Below are 16575 nucleotides of genomic sequence, written 5' to 3' on the forward strand. Positions count from 1 at the left end.
TTTACTTATGTGAAAAAACAGCGGGACGCTTTTCAATAAATGCTGATACTCCTTCTTTAATATCTTCTGTTTGAAAGACTTCTTCAAACAGCTCTGCCTCAAGTTCAAGACCTTCAGATAGTGTACGATTCATTCCTTCGTTTACCGCTGCCTTAATTCGAGAAAGTGACGGAAGAGAGTGACGGTTAAATTTCTTAGCCAGCTCTTTTGCTTTTTCGAGCCCTTTTCCTTTAGGCGTTACATGATTGGCAAAGCCTGCATGAAGTGCTTCTTCCGCCGAAACAGGACTGCCGGCAAACATCCATTCTTTAGCTTTAGATGCGCCGATTACGCGCGGAAGACGCTGAGTTCCGCCGCCTCCGGGAAACAATCCGAGCTTCACTTCCGGAAGACCGATTTGAGCATGTTCTTCGGCAATGCGTATATCAGCGGTTAGTGAAAGTTCGCACCCTCCCCCAAACGTTAAACCGTTTAACACGACAATTGTTGGTTTTTCAATGTTTTCAAGTTTTTGCAAAACACGATGGGTTTTCATAAACTCTTCTTTAATACCGCTTTGTCCCATTAGCTGTGGAAATTCTTTAATATCAGCTCCAGCCATAAACGCCCGGTCGCCCGCTCCCGTTAAAATGATTGTAATGACATCAGGATCTTTACTAAGCTCTTCATACGTTTCTTCAAGCTGCTGCACAACAGCCTGGCTCATTACATTTAAAGGCGGATTATCAATGGTTACAATAGCTGTTTTCTCTTCTTTTTCAATACGTACAAATTTTTTCATCATTGCTTCACTCCCTGTGTGTGGTATGTGTAAAAACCTTTTCCTGTTTTGCGTCCAAGCTCGCCTTTTTGAACTTTTTCTTCTATGCACGCAGCTGGCTTGTCCTCAGGGTCCCCTGTTTCGCTATAGCGCTGCTGCATCACAAAATATCCGACGTCAATTCCTGAGAGATCCATCAATTCAAAAGGACCGATCGGGTGATTGAGCGCTTTTTTGCAAATCGTATCAATGTCTTCAAAATCTGCGTATCCATTTTCGTAAAGGAAAACGGCTTCTTTTTGCAGCGCTCCTAAAATTCGATTGGCAATAAAACCTGAGATTTCTTTTTTCAGAAGGACTGCTGTGCGATTAATTTGCTTGCAAACTTCCATTGTCGTTTGAGCTGTTTGTTCACTTGTCTTTTCACTCATCACAACTTCTACGCAGTCCATTACAAGAGGAGGAAAAAAGAAATGCATGTTAACGATTTGCTCTGGACGGTTTGTTGCACTTGCAATAAGCGAGTTAACAATTGTTGAACTATTCGATGCTAAAATGGCGTGACTTGGTGCGTACTCATCTATTTCTTTAAAGACGCTTTGTTTTACATCTAACTTTTCTACAACAGCTTCAATCACAAAATCAGCACTTGAAACCGCTTCCTTTAATGTGCTTGTAAAAGACAACCTTTGAAATGCGGCTTCTTTAGCATCAGAGGAAATTTTGCCTTTGTGAACCCACTTGTCTATAATTGCTTCCAGCTTATTTTTCGCCTCTATGAGTGATTGTTCATTCATATCTTGGATAATTGTTTCATATCCTCCAAGTGCACAAAGCATACCAATTTGATGTCCCATTTGTCCTGCGCCAATGACAGCAATACGCTGTATATCTTTACTATTCATGTTATAGCCTCCTTTTAATATAAAAGGAGAGAAAGAGCTTATACTTTCCCACCTTTTACGAGCACTGTCCAGCCTAGCAGCTACTGTGACTGAATACCTTTCATCAACATCTTATAAAAAATAGCCGCAACTTCTCGATCTGACTTTTCACCATCCGGCTGAAACCAAAAATAGCTCCAATTTGTCATTCCTAATATGCCTAGCGTCACGATATCTGAAGGCAAATCTGAACGGAACTGCCCTGCTTCCATTCCTTTTTCAATAATTTCCTGTACGTTTTCTTTAAAACGATCGCGCTTTGGAATGATTTGCTGTAAGTGTTCTTCACTCAAATGACGCATCTCTCGAAAAAACACTTTAGCTCGAAGACCTTCTTTCTCAATATCATGAACAAGTTTAAAAATAATGCTGTGCAGCTTTTCAGGATAAGATATTGTCTTATCTGCAAGAATCGTCTCTTGGTTTTCTATTAATCTTTCAATATATTGAAGGTGAATATCCATTAAAAGCTCTTGCTTGCTTTTAAAATAATAATAAAACGTTCCTTTTGTGACGTTTAATTCATTTACAATATCTTGAATAGACGTTTCTTTGAAACCTTTTTGAGCAAAAAGCTGAATGCTTCGTTCCATCATCAAATCTTTCATCGTCAAACCCTCTCTGTCTTTTCTCATTTTCACAAATTATACCATGGCTTAGAGGGAGCTTTTGAAAAAGTTTGTTTATGTTCAGCTTCTTTACATCGTTTCTTTCACCACTTCTTCTCGCAGTGCTCTTCGTAAAATTTTTCCTACATTGGTCTTAGGAAGCTCAGCGCGAAACTCAAAGATTCGCGGAATTTTGTAAGCTGCAAGATGATGTCGGCAATAAGAAGTAAGCTCTTCTTCAGAAAGAGATTTTCCTTCTTTCACTACCAAAATCGCTTTAATTGTTTCTCCTCTGTAAGGATGGGGAACGCCAATGACAACGGCTTCTTTAATGTGGCTGTGCTCATATAAAACTTCTTCAATATCTCGAGGATACACATTAAAACCACTCGCAATAATCATATCTTTTTTGCGATCAACAATGGATAAATACCCATCTTCGTCTATCTGTCCAATATCTCCTGTGTACAGCCAGCCGTTTCTAAGCGCGTGAGCTGTTTCTTCAGGCTGATTCCAATAGCCCTTCATAACTTGAGGGCCTTTAATCACTATTTCTCCAAGCTCTCCTCTTGGCAGTTCTTTTGTTCCTGTAGCCACGTCTACAATTTTATAAGCAGTTTGCGGAACGCCAAGTCCGACTGTGCCTGGCTTTCGTTCACAAAACGGCAGGTTGCAATGGGTAACGGGGGCCGCTTCTGATAAGCCGTACCCTTCTAACACTTTAGCACCCGTTTTTCGTTCGAACTCTTTCATCAGCTCAACAGGCATTGGCGCACTGCCGCTGTTGCAGATGCGAATACTTTCGATATTGTATTCTTCTGCCCGCGGATGATTGGTAATTGCGACATACATAGTTGGCACTCCAGGAAAAATACTAGGCTGCTCTTTTTTGATTGTATTTAGTACTTCTTCTAAATCAAAACGCGGCAATAGCAATATTTCATTTCCGCAAAGAATTGATAAATGCATACAGGAAGTCATGCCAAATACGTGAAACAATGGAATAACGGTTAAGCATTTTTCTTTTCCTAATTCAATATCATGCTTAAATATTTCGTATGATTGAACTGCGTTTGTGTAAATGTTTGTATGTGTAAGCATCGCACCTTTAGATGGTCCGGTCGTTCCTCCCGTATACTGAAGAACAGCAATATCGTGTGCTGGATGGATGACCGGCTGATTAAATTCATGCTTAATGGTTAGAAAATCTAAGAAGGAAAGGTCTGGTGATGTAGGAACAAAAGGTTTTTGCAAGCTGACGGTTATCGCTTCTTCTATCTCAACACGATTCCTTATCTCTTGAAGTCTCGTATAAAAATCATCGAGTAGAATTATTTTTTTTGCGCCGGAATCGTGTAAAATATGCTCTAGTTCTTGTTCGACAAGCATGGGGTTGACCTGAGTGACAATGCCGCCCGCTGCTACAATGCCAAAATAGCTTATTATATATTGCGGACAATTTGGCAGCATAATTGCTACACGATCTCCTTTTTTAATCCCTTTTTTCTGCAGTGCTCCTGCAAATACGCGAACTGAGTGGTACAGCTCCTGGTACGTTAACGTATGCTGATACATGCGCGTGGCTGTGTGAGCAGGATAACGTTCGGCTGTTTCTTTCAGCATATCAAATAGTGAAATATCTTCGATGTGAATGTCATGAGTGTAGGCTTCTGGATAAGGTGTAAACCATTTTTTAACGTCTTCCATTGAGTAACTCCTTTCTTATTCACATAGCATGAACTCCACCGTCTACTGTCAGAATATCGCCCGTAATATAATTAGACGCTGCAGAAGCAAGAAAAACAGCCGCTCCTTTTAAATCAGCTTCGGAGCCAAAGCGTTTTAAAGGGGTTTGACTTAGAAAATAATCTTTTCCTTGTTCCATAATCGCACCTGACATTTTAGTAGGAAAAAATCCCGGCGCAATTGCATTAACTTGAATATTATGCTGTCCCCATTTGACAGCTAAATCTTTCGTGAACGTAATGACCGCTCCTTTACTCGTGTTGTACCCGATTGTATCCATATACTGAGGGTCCGTTCCTCCAAGACCCGCAATTGAAGCAATGTTAATAATCTTACCAGCTTTTTGTTTAATCATTTCTTTTCCAGCTTCTTGTGACATTAAAAACGTGCCCGTCACATTAATATTCATCACTTTTTGCCATGCTTCAAGAGGCATTTCTTCAGCCGAAGCTCCCCACGTAGCTCCGCTGTTGTTAATTAAAATATCGATGCGTCCAAATGTTTCAATCGTTTGATGCACGACATTTTTAATATCTTCAGGCTGACTGATGTCGCATGCTAAAGCGAGGGTTTTTACGCCCATGGTGGCCAATCGATCAGCCACTTGCTGACATGCTTCTTTTTTTCTTGAGCATAGAACAATATTTGCCCCTGCCTCTGCAAGCCCTTCTGCCATTTGCTCTCCTAATCCTCTGCCTCCTCCGGTAATAATAGCTGTCTTTCCAGTTAAATCAAATAGATCCTTTATGTGCATAGGTTGCCTCCTGTTCTTGATAGGATTTTAGCTCAAGTCTTGCAAGCTGTGCTTTGTGCACTTCGTCTGGACCATCGGCAAGGCGCAAAGTGCGGGCATTTGCCCAAAGTGCCGCAAGCGGCGTGTCTTCTGAAACACCTGCTGCTCCAAATGCTTGAATGGCACGATCAATGACTTTTAAAGCCATAGCAGGAGCTATTACTTTAATCATGGCAATTTCTTTCCGCGCTTTTTTATTTCCAACTGTGTCCATCATATAAGCAGCTTTTAATGTTAATAAGCGAGCTTGCTCAATTTCAATACGCGATTCTGCCACCCATTCTTGAATAACCCCTTGCTGAGAAAGCAACTTATTAAATGTAGAACGACTTTGAATACGCTTACATAATTCTTCGAGCGCTCTTTCAGCTGCTCCTATTAGACGCATGCAGTGATGAATACGTCCAGGCCCTAATCTACCTTGAGCAATAGCAAACCCTTTTCCTTCGCCTAAAAGCATATTGGATGCTGGCACACGCACATTGTCATAATGAATTTCAGCATGTCCATGAGGAGCGTGATCGTATCCAAAGACTGGCAGCATTCGTTCAATTTTAACTCCCGGAGTATTTAATGGAACTAGAATCATAGACTGCTGTTCATATTTAGATGCGTTAAAATCGCTTTTTCCCATGACAATAGCAATTTTGCAGCGAGGATCTCCCGCACCTGAAGACCACCATTTTCTTCCATTGATTACATATTCATCGCCTTCTCTTACAATACTGCACTGAATGTTTGTGGCATCAGAAGAACCTACATCCGGTTCTGTCATAGAAAAGCAGGAGCGAATGTCTCCATTTAACAGAGGCTTTAGCCATTTTTCTTTCTGTTCAGGCGTTCCGTATCGAACCAGCACTTCCATATTGCCAGTGTCAGGAGCTCCGCAGTTAAAAGCTTCTGGTCCAATAATAGAACGGCCCATAATTTCGCAAAGAGGAGCGTATTCTACATTTGTTAGACCTGCTCCGTATTCGCTTTCTGGCAAAAATAAGTTCCATAGCCCAGCTCGCTTTGCTTTTTCTTTTAACTCTTCCATGATTGGAGGAACAGCTGACCATCTAGATGGCTGTTCATTCAGCTGTTGTTCGTATAGCCGTTCATTTGGATAAATATGCTCTTCCATAAAAGAGCTCAATTCTTTTTGCAGCTTCACTACTTTGTCAGAGTAAGAAAAATACACGGTAGTCCCTCGCTTTCATTTACTTACTAACCGGTTGGTATGTTACATATTCATCATAAATGAAGGGAAATAATTCAGCAAGATATTTTTAGAAAAATTCTAAATATTATATTATTTATAAATAAAAAAAAGAGAGGTTGTAACCTCTCTTTTTACGCGGATGTCATTTCCTCAAATACGGCTGATACTTTTTCAAACTCATCATCATCTTCAATTGAAGACCATTCACCATCATCTTCAATTTTTAAAAAGAAAACATCAATTTCTTCTTCTGTTTCAATTAAAACTTCTTCCACAAACGCAACGGCAATATAATCGTGGCCTTCAATCGTCATTTTTCCAAGCACTTCAATATCTTGCTCTTGATCATTTTCATCTAAAATTGTAAAAATCTCTCCCGTTTCAATACGTTCCATCGTATTCCCTCCTATTTTAACCTCATTATTCGTTCACTAACATGTATTCCCCTTTAGAAAAGGTTTCATGCTTATAAAAGTAGAATCTACTTTTTAAAAGGCAAAAGAATGTCTACGGTAGTTCCTTTTCCAAGTTCACTTACAAAGTTAATTTCTCCTCTATGTTCTCGAATGATCTTATAGCACACCATCAGTCCAAGCCCCGTTCCTTTCTCTTTCGTACTATAAAAAGGTTTTCCTAAATGCTGCATTCGTTCCTGCGTGATGCCTGGCCCCTCGTCGCTAAACCGGACAACAAGGTTCTCCTGATTAAATCTTTTTAGTTGAATCGTTACAGTTCCTCCACTTGGCATGGATTCGACGGCATTTTTAAATATATTGCTAAAGACCTGTTTTAACTGGTTTTCTTCGCATAATACGAGAGGAAGATGAAGATCAATCTCTTTTTTTACGTGAATTTTCTCTGTAATCCCCTGCACCTCAGCTAGCTTTAACGTGTTCTCTAAGATATCTTGGACGTGTTTGTCTTTGTAGGTTTTCGCCTGAGGCTTTGCAAGACTCAAGAACTCGTCGGCAATCAATTCGATTCTATCTAACTCATGATTTATCATTTCTACATAGTAAGGCTGACCGCTCGTTTCTTCTAATAACTGCATAAATCCTTTTACCGCTGTTAGAGGGTTTCTGATTTCGTGAGCGATACCCGCTGCTAACTGTCCGACTAAGGAAAGCTGAGCGGATTCACGCAGCAATTTTTCAGTTTTTTTACGTTCTGTAATATCACGAAACAAAACTTGAATGGCCTGCTTTCCCATATACGGAATAGGAAAGGCAATGGTTTCGGCATCAATCGTATGACCGTCTTTATGAATAAACTTTTCTTCCTGCAGATCCACAGATTTATTTTCTGTTTTCATTCGATAAATTCGCTGTTTTACAACATCATAGTAATCAGGGTGAACAAACTGATAAACACAAGCTCCTAATACATCTTGAGGATTCTTGTATCCTAGTGCTTTAGCTCCTGCAGGGTTGATATAATCAATTTTACCTTCACTATGAACGATAATTGCTTCCGGGGATAACTCAATCAAACTTCGGTAGCGCTGTTCGCTTTCTTTTAAAGCCGTCTCATCCTGCTTGCGCGATGTTATATCTCGATAGACAAACGCAATGCATAACGGCCAATCATTCATATTTTCAACGCGAAATAGTGTGACGCTTACATTAATTAAATGCCCGTCTTTATGCTGTCTGACCGTCTCGAATTCCGTTTTCGATTCCCCTGATTGAATAGTCTTATGAAGTTCGCACACGGGCTCCTTTAAAAACGAAGGTATAATCGGAAGAGGCTTTTGATGAATTTCTTCAAACGTCCAGCCAAATGTATTCTCAAACGCAGGGTTCACTTGAAGCGTTTTACCCTCTAAGTCAACGATAGCAACAGCATCTGCGTTATGATAAATAAAAGGCTGAATCTGTTCTTTTTTCTCCTGATAACTAGTTATATTCACGCAATGTCCCATAATTTCAGGTTTTTCTGTGTAAGATAAAGGGGTTAAGTTTACTACATAGCGTTTATCATTTATTTGAAGCTCGTACATAAGCTTTTTCTTTTTATTTAGCGCTTCGAAAAAATGCTCATACGAGACCCATTCTTCTAGAGGTATTTTTTGCTCAGAAACGCTTTCTCCTTGATACATACTGTAAACAAGGTGGTCACCTTTTTGTTTGTAAGCAAATATGATTCCTAGAGCCTCAGCTGAATGATTTTCTGCATGTAATCGGACTATTTTTTTATTTTCGTTCATCGTTCATATTTACCTACCCCTCACTAGCATCTTTCCTAATCGTTCTCATTCTCTTAATTTTACATGAGGCGTTTAAAATTTACTAGATAAAGAAGCAGATATTTTCCATTCATTCACATAAAAAAAGCGCCTGTATAGGCGCTTTTTTATGTGAATAGGAATTACTTTGAATGATGCATTTTATGACAGTGCCGCTTCGGAACAAACCCATTTTTCTCCATATGCTGATAGCGATTTTCCATATGTGAAGAAATGTTTTGACTCTCCGTTTTGCTTAGCACGCCGTACTCCACATATTTTGAAAGTATTTCTTTCTTTTTTTCGAACATTTCTTTGTACAGAACGGATAATTCCTGCTTTTGCTGAGACGTCAGCTGCACGTCTTTTGTTTCTGGCTGAGGATTGTTTTCCGCTAATACAGGCGTCCCGCTCATAAATAAAAAAGCTGCTGCTGCACTTATCATAACCTTTCGCAAACAATCTACTTCCTTTCATCATATAGTAGTTATAGTTTGCGAACTTCTATTTGTTTTCATTCATTCTATTTGCTTAGGACTCAATAGCTCCTCTTACATCATAATCGCTAAGATCAATTTCCATTTCCATTTCAAGTGCTAATTTAGCAAGCTCTGAACCAAGATAAGGACCCGACGTTAAGCCTGAAGCTCCGAGACCGTTCGCTACTAGTATTCCTTCGTAAGCTGGAAGAGCCCCGATGACTGGCAAGAAGCCTGGAGTAAATGGTCGAAACCCTACCCTTGTTTCTAAGACTGTGCTTTCTGTTAAGCCAGGAGCAATTAATAAGGCCTTTGAAAAAATTTCATGAAGCCCCCCAGCCGTTACTCTCAAGTCATAACCCGTGTCGTTTTCATGTGTTGCTCCTATGACAATTTGACCTTGTTCAAACGAAAGAATATATTGGTCGCTTGGAGGCATTACAACGGGCCAGTCTTTTGTATCTAAATCAGGAAGATGCAAGTGGACAATTTGCGCTTTTTGAAAGCTTGCTAAAAATTTCACTCCAAGAGGCTCTAGTAATTGATTTGCCCACGCTCCTGCTGTCACGATTGTTGTACTTGCTAGAAGGGTTTGTCCATTTACGGCAACGCCCGTTACTCGATTATTTTCATAAAGTAGTTCTGCGTTTCCTTCTATTATTTTTGCACCGTTTTTCTTCGCTGCATTCACAAGTGCGTTTCGAAGAGCTTTTCCGTTAACGCGAGCGGCTCCACTAATATGAACTGAACTGTATTCTTCCGAAAGAGCCGGAAACAAAGCCTGTGTTTCTTTAGCGGATAAACGTGTAATCTCGCCTATTTCGGGGGCTTCTTCCCGACGCTTATATGCTCGTTCTTCCATTTTTTTAAGCTTTTGTTCATCAGTGTGTAAACTAATTGCTCCTACTCGCTTATATCCCGTATCCGTTTCTCCATCTTCTTCTAATTGCTGAATTAATGTTTGATAGTACTTGGCGCCGCCTTTTGCTAAGCGGTACCATGCTTTATTTCGACGCTGCGAAAGCCACGGACAAACAATTCCTGCTGCTGCATCAGTAGCTTGACCAGCATCCTTGCGATCTATCAATGTCACATCTGCTCCTGCTTTTGCTAAATGATATGCCGTAGAAGCTCCAAGTACCCCAGCTCCAACTACGATGTATGTTTTCATACCGAAACACCCTTTTCTTTCTTCTAGTATTCTCATGCTATATGTATGCAATTTTAGCATAGCAAAAAAAGAAGTCACATACTAGGCGAAGCTATTTTAAGCTTATTTTTAAGCCTTGCTGACTTTGACATATAGCTCCTTTAGTCTCGTAAGCAAAAGCGGTAGAAGTTCTTTTACCAAGATTATAACAGGGTGAAGAAAGCCATAAATAGTGGTAGTACGTCTTTAACGCTGTGGCTTACGGCTTTTCTATTATAGGTGCTGAATAAAAAAATGAAAGAATAAAACCACTATAATATGTAAATAAAAAGAAATAACCATTATTTTAAGGAGAGCGTATGCAATCTTCATTTGTATTATTTTTTATCATTCTTGGTTTACTATTTGGCAAGTGGCGAAGGTATCAAGAATACTACCCTACTTTGCTGTTTTGGGTCACGGGGAATTTGCTTTATGAAGTGCTGCTGTTTCATCACCGCGTATGGGTATTTCACCCTGTTGGTATTGATCATCTTTTTCTACCCGATCACCTAATGGTTTCTCTTGGAATAACCTTAATTATTTATCCGTTTGTTATACCGGTTTTTTTAGGAAGGCTGCCGCTGCATGTAAGCGGCCGGCTGTGGTGGATTCTTTTATGGGCGCTTTTATTTACTGTGATTGAGTTCATTGCTTATGTTAATCACAGTATCACTCATCATTATGGATGGTCGCTGCTATGTTCTTTTCTCTTCAATATTGTCACGTTCTCACTTTTAATCATTCATCAGAAGACAGCGCTGGCTGCTTGGATTCTATCTGGAAGCTTCATAGCTTTTTTATTTACCTTCTTTGATATTCCTATGCCTTAACTTTTCATTGACTAGACAGAGGAAAAGGAAATATAATAGGAGTTACATTTAAATATAATTTTCCTCTCTGAGAATAGAGGTGCATGAAATCAAGAGTCACTTATTGGAGACTAATGGAGTCTGTGAAGATAAGTAAAAGGGATTTCGTGCCGAAGTATATAAACATCCATTGTGTTCATATACTGGTTCAGTATTGAATAAATGCTGAGCTGTCACAAACCACTTGGTTTGTGGAGAGCTATTGAAGAGATGTTGATGCCTAGAATGTAATAATACTTTATTATTATGAAACCAAGACGCGTGAACATCACTTCACGGGTCTTTTTTGTGTTTTTCTACTGACCATCAAAGTTATAGTTGAATGATTTAAATGGAGGGATACGGATTATGTACTTACATGGAACGAGTAAAATTAACAGCAGCAATCATTTAGAAATTGGGCAGTGTGATACGGTCGAACTGAAAAAACAATACGGCACTCCCCTATACATCTACGATCAAGAATTAATTGAGACGAAATGCAAGGCCTTCCATTCAGCCTTTCAAAGAAGCGGATTTTCATATCAAATCGCCTATGCAGGGAAAGCGTTTCTTTGTATGGAAATGGCTAGCCTTTTAACGAAGCTTGATATGTCATTAGATGTGGTCTCAGGAGGCGAATTATTTACAGCTCTTGAAGCGGGATATCCAGCTGAACGCATTCATTTTCACGGAAATAACAAAACGATTGAAGAAATTGAAATGGCTCTTGATGCGAATATTGGCTGTTTTGTTGTGGATAACTTTACCGAACTTGAAGTTTTACATGCCTTAGCAGCTGAGCGCAAACAGAAAGCATCTATTCTTCTGCGTGTTACTCCAGGGATTGAAGCCCACACACATGAGTATATTATGACCGGACAGGAAGACTCCAAGTTTGGATTTGGTCTTTCCAATGACCAGGCTATGAAAGCGGTAAGTTCTGCATTAGAAAAGCCTTACTACGATCTTTTAGGCATTCATTGTCATATTGGTTCGCAAATTTTTGAAGTAGATGGTTTTTCTCGCGCCATTGATATTTTAACTGATTTCTTATTCAGTATTCGTGATAAAATGGAATTTGAAGTAAAAGTTTTAAACGTAGGTGGTGGTTTTGGTATTCGTTATACCGAAAGCGACTCTCCACTTCCAGTTGAGTATTATGTAGATGCACTGACAGAAAAGCTAAGCCGCACGTTAACTGAACAGAATTATACCCTTCCGGAAGTCTGGATTGAGCCTGGAAGAAGCATCGTAGGAGAAGCAGGTACAACGCTTTATACAATCGGCTCAACGAAGGAGATTCCAGGTGTACGCAAATACGTAGGAATTGATGGCGGTATGACCGATAATATCCGTCCTGCTCTTTACGATGCAAAACATGAAGCTGTCTTGGCTAATAGAGTGACGGATAAAAAAGATGAAACAGTATCAATTGCGGGGAAATGCTGTGAATCAGGAGATATGCTTATTTGGGATATCGATTTACCGCGCGTTAATCAAGGAGATTTACTAGCAGTATCCTCTACAGGTGCCTACAACTATTCAATGGCTAGCAATTACAACCGTATTCCGCGCCCTGCTGTTGTATTTGTGAAAAATGGAGAAGCTCGTCTTGCTGTAGAGCGAGAAACATACGAAGATTTGGTGCGTAAAGATGTAAAGCCAGTCGTTACTACGTATGCAATGAGCAAATGATAGCTGTTCTTGCGTAGTAAAGAAGCTATTGTTGTTTGGAGGAAATCTATATGGTTTTAAGTGTATTTAAAACGTACAGATCATCGCTTATTCTGCTTCTCGCTATTTTAATTGGCGGGATAGCAGGATATGCTATCGGGCCCGATGTGGCAGTCGTAAAGCCCTTTGGTGATTTGTTTCTTAATTTAATGTTCATGATTATCGTTCCCCTTGTCTTTTTTAGTGTGGCTTCGGCAATCGCAAACATGAACGAAATGAAACGTCTTGGTAAAATTATGCTAGGTATCGCCGTTGTGTTTGTCGCCACTGCTGCTGTTTCAGCCGTTCTAGGCTTTTTAGGCGCATCACTTTACAATCCGCTGCACAACGTAGATACTTCTGCCATTAAAGAATTAATGGGTGACAGTGAAAATACAGCTGAAAAAATGACGCTTTTAAATCAGCTTGTTAGTACATTTACTGTACCTGATTTTGTTCAGTTATTTTCGAAAGAGCATATTTTACAATTAATTGTCTTTGCCGTTATCTTCGGTATTGCTACCACGATGGCTGGTGAAAAAGGACAGCCTATGGCGAAATTTCTGACTTCGGGTCAAGAAGTATCGATGAAAGTCGTTAAAATTGTCATGTACTATGCTCCAATTGGTTTAGGGTGCTATTTTGCTACTGTAGTAGGAGAACTTGGACCAAAGATCTTGCAAGGGTATGCTAGAGCATTTATTCTTTATTTATTAATTGCAATCGTTTACTATTTTGGCTTCTTTACGCTATACGCATGGATTGCTGGCGGTAAAGCAGGAATTAAGCTGTTTTGGAAAAATGCAGCTGCTCCTTCTATCACTGCTATTGCTACCTGTTCTTCCGCGGCATCTATTCCAGTCAATTTAGACGCAACAAAGAAAATGGGTGTGCCGCTGGATATTGCTGAAACAGTGATTCCATTAGGAGCAAACACCCATAAAGATGGTTCTGTTATCGGTGGTATTCTAAAAATTGTTTTCTTATTCAGTTTGTTCGGCAAAGATATGACGTCTGCTACGAGTATTTTGAGCATATTAGGCGTAGCCTTTTTAGTTGGAGCCGTAATGGGAGCAATTCCTGGAGGCGGTATGATTGGCGAAATGTTAATCATTACAATTTACGGATTTTCGCCAGAAGTTCTGCCCATCATTGCGGTCATTTCCACAATTATTGACGCCCCTGCTACGCTCTTAAACAGTACGGGAAATACAGTAACAGCGATGCTTGTTACAAGGTTTACAGAAGGAAAAGACTGGATTAACAAAATTATCACCACCGATAAAGTCGCCTAGTAAAAAAGCAAAGGGAACAGTCTTAGTGACTCTCCCTTTGCTTTTTTCGTGTGCAGTAATATCGATAGCCGTGTATAAAGTTTGTAAATACGCACATTCTATAGGTATGTTTCATAACCGGACTGGAGGTGTCGTCTAATGAGTAACGCTGCAGGAGGTTCAAAGAAGAATCAACCGAATGATGCGAATCACGTAAGTGCAGAAACAAAAGCTCATCAAAAACGTCTCACTGAGCAAAACAAACAAGAGCATCAAGCTGAAGAGCGAAAATAAAATGACGTCAAAGAACGTTTGACACAGGCCCTGCGTTCTTTGACGTCATTTTATTTTGAGAGAGCTTAATGACGACGCTCTTTATAGGTCTATCGTACAACCTCCTTTCAAACTTTTACATATTCTATTAATAGGTTTGTAAAAGGAGGAATGATATGGTGTTTTCTTGGATAGAGATTACAGCTGCAGCCTTTGGGCTTTCAGTTATTTTGATAAGTTTTGCATTTTTGCCCGAACGTACAGGCAAAAATCTTTATATTCCTCATCAGCTAGTAGCAAAATCTATGTTTCTCTATAAAAAGATTATTGGTTTTATAAATCAATTTCGACAGAAACTTTAGTTCATTTCCTTTCCTCGTTTTTATTCATTGGATAGCTCCCTTTTTTAATCAGCGCATTTACAGTAAATAATTTAATGGTTAAAATAAAGAGTAAAAAAAAAGGATAAGCAGTTTGCAGAAATGGAGTTTCACATGGAAATCAGAGACTTAGAATACTTTATAGAGGTAGCGAATCATAAAAATTTTACAAAGGCAGCGCTGCAAGTTCATTTGTCACAAACGGCTTTAAGTAAAGCCGTCAAAAAAGTAGAAAATGAACTAGGATTTGAGCTTCTTGACCGTTCAACAAGAGAATTAAAGCTAACCGATGCAGGAGAAGTCGTGTATCATCAGGCAACTAAAGCGCTGTCGGTGTTAAAAGACATGCCTCACTTGTTGGGCGATTTAATGAACTTGCAAACAGGGCAAATCAAGATGGGAATCCCTCCGCTCATCGGGACCTTGTTTTTCCCGAAGATTGCAAAAGCATTTAATGAACAATACCCTAAAGTATCTCTAGAGCTTATTGAATTTGGAGCAAAAAAAATTGAAGCCCTTGTGGAAGAGGCTGGTGTAGATATGGGGATTGTTATGCTTCCTCTCACAAGCGGTCATGATGAGCATTTTCACTTATACCCGTTCGTTAAGGAGAGATTCCTTTTATACGCCCATAAAAACCATCCTTTAGCGAAACGTTCTTCCGTCTGGATGAAAGAATTGGAGCATGAAAAATTCATTATGTTCAGTGAAGAATTTACGCTGCACGACCGGTTAATTCAAGATGCTTTAAAATCAGGATTTGTGCCTTCTATCGCATATAAAAGTTCTCAATGGGATTTAATTATTGAATTAACAGCAGCAGAACTAGGTATTGCTATTTTACCCGAATCGCTTTATGCCAAAGTGAAAGATTCCAATATTATTACGGTACCTATTGCAGATCCTGAAATGATGTGGGAACTTGGAATTATTCTGTTAAAAGAACGCTACAGTTCATTCGCTGTAAGAGAGTTGATTAATTTTCTGACAGCAAAACAAATAACAAATAAGTTGGACGCAAATTAAATAGAGGCTGGGAGATAACGAAATCAATCCACAGCTAGAAGCACCTACGCCTACACACATGAAATTTACGTTCACTATCACCATGAAAAAATCCGACCGAGGAATCGAGATTCTCCATCAAGAATTTGAATTCATCGGTCGGATTTCCCTTCAACAAAACTACTTTTGTCCCAGCCTCTTTATATGTAACACGAGTTCTATCATTCAACAATCCCTACAATGAATCCATCATAGCCTTTGCTTCCAACGGTTTGTATAGCCGTGGCGCTGATTCGTTTTTCTTGAGCCAGAGCATCCATAAATTGTCGAATTCCCTTTACATTTTCATCTTCACTTTCTGAGTTCACCACATGCCCTTGACGAACAACATTATCACAAATAATCGTACTTCCTCGTTTTGATAATTCTAGAGCCCACTTTAAGTAATTTGGGTTATTCGGCTTGTCAGCATCAATAAAGATAAGATCAAACGGCTCTGTTCCCTTATCCTTTAATACAGCTAATGTATCAAGCCCGGGGCCGACAATGACTTCTACTAAGTGGCTTACTCCCGCTCTTTTTAAATTAGCTCGTGCTACTTCTGCATGCTGAGCGCTTAATTCGAGCGTAATCAGCTGTCCGTCTTTCGGAAGAGCTCTGGCTAGCCAAATCGTGCTGTACCCTCCAAGAGTACCAATTTCCAAAATGCGTTTAGCCCCTTTTAATGAAGCTAACAAATGCAGAAACTTTCCTTGACTAGGCGATACGTCGATGGCAGGTAATCCAGCCTCTTGATTTGCCTTCAATACCTCATCAAGAATAGGGTCAGGTTGTATGAGCTTATGATTCATATAAAGATCCACTTCATTCCAAATTTCATATATAGACATTTCCATACTCCTCCACATAAGTGATAAAAGCTTTATTATTCAAAGATACGAATATGTTTTTCTCATATTCAGCTTGTTGCCGTAATCGTTCGTATTATGAATGTGTTCTAGCTCTCTAATAAACTATCCTGCTCGCTCTTAAAAAGAATTGTTATATGTCCATAAAAAAAGACCTTCAGAGAGGTCTTTTTTTATCTTTAAATAATCGTAGCTCAATCCGTAAAAAATATCCGGTACCT

General features: G+C 39.5%; 17 protein-coding genes and 1 riboswitch. Of the genes, 6 read left to right on the forward strand and 11 right to left on the reverse strand.

Annotation, left to right across the window (positions count from 1 at the left end; all coding sequences use genetic code 11):
* Position 1: 1 nt before the first annotated feature.
* The 10 genes from ACWATA_RS12725 to ACWATA_RS12770 all read right to left on the reverse strand — a co-directional run bounded on the left by ACWATA_RS12725 (position 2) and on the right by ACWATA_RS12770 (position 9929).
* Positions 2-784 carry an enoyl-CoA hydratase gene (locus ACWATA_RS12725; RefSeq protein WP_028413346.1) on the reverse strand — a complete coding sequence of 261 codons (783 nt, stop codon included), beginning with the start codon at positions 782-784 and terminating at the stop codon, positions 2-4.
* Complete coding sequence (locus ACWATA_RS12730) at positions 781-1665, reverse strand: 3-hydroxyacyl-CoA dehydrogenase family protein (protein ID WP_033578977.1); 885 nt, start codon at positions 1663-1665, stop codon at positions 781-783. Before ACWATA_RS12730 ends, ACWATA_RS12725 begins: the two co-directional genes overlap by 4 nt.
* Before the next feature lie 80 nt (positions 1666-1745).
* Complete coding sequence (locus ACWATA_RS12735; protein ID WP_028413348.1) at positions 1746-2312, reverse strand: TetR/AcrR family transcriptional regulator; 567 nt, start codon at positions 2310-2312, stop codon at positions 1746-1748.
* A 90-nt stretch (positions 2313-2402) separates the two neighbouring features.
* Positions 2403-4019: a long-chain-fatty-acid--CoA ligase gene (locus tag ACWATA_RS12740; RefSeq protein WP_154991344.1), complete on the reverse strand. Its 1617-nt coding sequence runs from the start codon at positions 4017-4019 to the stop codon at positions 2403-2405.
* A gap of 19 nt (positions 4020-4038) precedes the next feature.
* Positions 4039-4812, reverse strand: coding sequence for an SDR family oxidoreductase (locus ACWATA_RS12745; RefSeq protein ID WP_033578975.1), 774 nt, complete (start codon positions 4810-4812; stop codon positions 4039-4041).
* Positions 4790-6034, reverse strand: coding sequence for an acyl-CoA dehydrogenase (locus tag ACWATA_RS12750; protein ID WP_473049897.1), 1245 nt, complete (start codon positions 6032-6034; stop codon positions 4790-4792). The genes ACWATA_RS12745 and ACWATA_RS12750 overlap by 23 nt, the downstream gene beginning before the upstream one ends.
* A 152-nt stretch (positions 6035-6186) precedes the next feature.
* Complete coding sequence (locus ACWATA_RS12755) at positions 6187-6450, reverse strand: DUF1292 domain-containing protein (RefSeq protein ID WP_013057050.1); 264 nt, start codon at positions 6448-6450, stop codon at positions 6187-6189.
* A gap of 86 nt (positions 6451-6536) precedes the next feature.
* On the reverse strand, positions 6537-8261 hold the full coding sequence (locus ACWATA_RS12760; protein WP_028413352.1) for a PAS domain-containing sensor histidine kinase: 1725 nt from the start codon (positions 8259-8261) through the stop codon (positions 6537-6539).
* 161 nt (positions 8262-8422) lie between these two features.
* A complete protein-coding gene (locus ACWATA_RS12765; RefSeq protein ID WP_028413353.1) occupies positions 8423-8737 on the reverse strand; it encodes a YckD family protein in 315 nt (104 codons plus the stop codon).
* 73 nt (positions 8738-8810) lie between these two features.
* The gene (locus ACWATA_RS12770; protein ID WP_028413354.1) at positions 8811-9929 is read right to left on the reverse strand and encodes an NAD(P)/FAD-dependent oxidoreductase; all 1119 of its coding nucleotides are present in this window, start codon (positions 9927-9929) and stop codon (positions 8811-8813) included.
* Between the two features lie 338 nt (positions 9930-10267).
* Here ACWATA_RS12770 and ACWATA_RS12775 point away from each other — a divergent pair, with 338 nt between their 5' ends.
* The 6 genes from ACWATA_RS12775 (at position 10268) to ACWATA_RS12800 (ending at position 15467) form a co-directional block, all read left to right on the forward strand.
* Positions 10268-10780, forward strand: a complete 513-nt coding sequence (locus tag ACWATA_RS12775) for a CBO0543 family protein (protein ID WP_098112603.1) — start codon at positions 10268-10270, stop codon at positions 10778-10780.
* Positions 10781-10846: 66 nt separating this feature from the next.
* Positions 10847-11029, forward strand: a riboswitch (Lysine riboswitch).
* 138 nt (positions 11030-11167) lie between these two features.
* Positions 11168-12496 (forward strand): diaminopimelate decarboxylase, encoded by a 1329-nt coding sequence (lysA, locus tag ACWATA_RS12780; protein WP_014460106.1) that lies wholly within the window; start codon positions 11168-11170, stop codon positions 12494-12496.
* Positions 12497-12546: 50 nt separating this feature from the next.
* On the forward strand, positions 12547-13809 hold the full coding sequence (locus tag ACWATA_RS12785; RefSeq protein ID WP_033578970.1) for a dicarboxylate/amino acid:cation symporter: 1263 nt from the start codon (positions 12547-12549) through the stop codon (positions 13807-13809).
* 138 nt (positions 13810-13947) lie between these two features.
* Complete coding sequence (locus tag ACWATA_RS12790) at positions 13948-14082, forward strand: hypothetical protein (protein WP_013057043.1); 135 nt, start codon at positions 13948-13950, stop codon at positions 14080-14082.
* A 155-nt stretch (positions 14083-14237) separates the two neighbouring features.
* Complete coding sequence (locus ACWATA_RS12795) at positions 14238-14423, forward strand: hypothetical protein (RefSeq protein WP_028413357.1); 186 nt, start codon at positions 14238-14240, stop codon at positions 14421-14423.
* A gap of 132 nt (positions 14424-14555) precedes the next feature.
* The gene (locus ACWATA_RS12800; RefSeq protein ID WP_098112601.1) at positions 14556-15467 is read left to right on the forward strand and encodes a LysR family transcriptional regulator; all 912 of its coding nucleotides are present in this window, start codon (positions 14556-14558) and stop codon (positions 15465-15467) included.
* A 200-nt stretch (positions 15468-15667) separates the two neighbouring features.
* Here the strand turns inward: ACWATA_RS12800 and ACWATA_RS12805 are convergent, their stop codons facing one another.
* On the reverse strand, positions 15668-16354 hold the full coding sequence (locus ACWATA_RS12805; RefSeq protein ID WP_028413359.1) for an O-methyltransferase: 687 nt from the start codon (positions 16352-16354) through the stop codon (positions 15668-15670).
* Between the last annotated feature and the right edge of the window lie 221 nt (positions 16355-16575).

The organism is Priestia sp. USM5, assembly GCF_058323215.1.

Excerpts from the sequence above, each read along its gene's own strand:
- ACWATA_RS12725 (WP_028413346.1), bottom strand. The coding sequence starts at position 784 with ATGATGAAAAAATTTGTACGTATTGAAAAAGAAGAGAAAACAGCTATT.
- ACWATA_RS12730 (WP_033578977.1), bottom strand. The coding sequence starts at position 1,665 with ATGAATAGTAAAGATATACAGCGTATTGCTGTCATTGGCGCAGGACAA.
- ACWATA_RS12735 (WP_028413348.1), bottom strand. The coding sequence starts at position 2,312 with ATGAAAGATTTGATGATGGAACGAAGCATTCAGCTTTTTGCTCAAAAA.
- ACWATA_RS12740 (WP_154991344.1), bottom strand. The coding sequence starts at position 4,019 with ATGGAAGACGTTAAAAAATGGTTTACACCTTATCCAGAAGCCTACACT.
- ACWATA_RS12745 (WP_033578975.1), bottom strand. The coding sequence starts at position 4,812 with ATGCACATAAAGGATCTATTTGATTTAACTGGAAAGACAGCTATTATT.
- ACWATA_RS12755 (WP_013057050.1), bottom strand. The coding sequence starts at position 6,450 with ATGGAACGTATTGAAACGGGAGAGATTTTTACAATTTTAGATGAAAAT.
- ACWATA_RS12760 (WP_028413352.1), bottom strand. The coding sequence starts at position 8,261 with ATGAACGAAAATAAAAAAATAGTCCGATTACATGCAGAAAATCATTCA.
- ACWATA_RS12770 (WP_028413354.1), bottom strand. The coding sequence starts at position 9,929 with ATGAAAACATACATCGTAGTTGGAGCTGGGGTACTTGGAGCTTCTACG.
- ACWATA_RS12775 (WP_098112603.1), top strand. The coding sequence starts at position 10,268 with ATGCAATCTTCATTTGTATTATTTTTTATCATTCTTGGTTTACTATTT.
- lysA (WP_014460106.1), top strand. The coding sequence starts at position 11,168 with ATGTACTTACATGGAACGAGTAAAATTAACAGCAGCAATCATTTAGAA.
- ACWATA_RS12785 (WP_033578970.1), top strand. The coding sequence starts at position 12,547 with ATGGTTTTAAGTGTATTTAAAACGTACAGATCATCGCTTATTCTGCTT.
- ACWATA_RS12790 (WP_013057043.1), top strand. The coding sequence starts at position 13,948 with ATGAGTAACGCTGCAGGAGGTTCAAAGAAGAATCAACCGAATGATGCG.
- ACWATA_RS12795 (WP_028413357.1), top strand. The coding sequence starts at position 14,238 with ATGGTGTTTTCTTGGATAGAGATTACAGCTGCAGCCTTTGGGCTTTCA.
- ACWATA_RS12800 (WP_098112601.1), top strand. The coding sequence starts at position 14,556 with ATGGAAATCAGAGACTTAGAATACTTTATAGAGGTAGCGAATCATAAA.
- ACWATA_RS12805 (WP_028413359.1), bottom strand. The coding sequence starts at position 16,354 with ATGTGGAGGAGTATGGAAATGTCTATATATGAAATTTGGAATGAAGTG.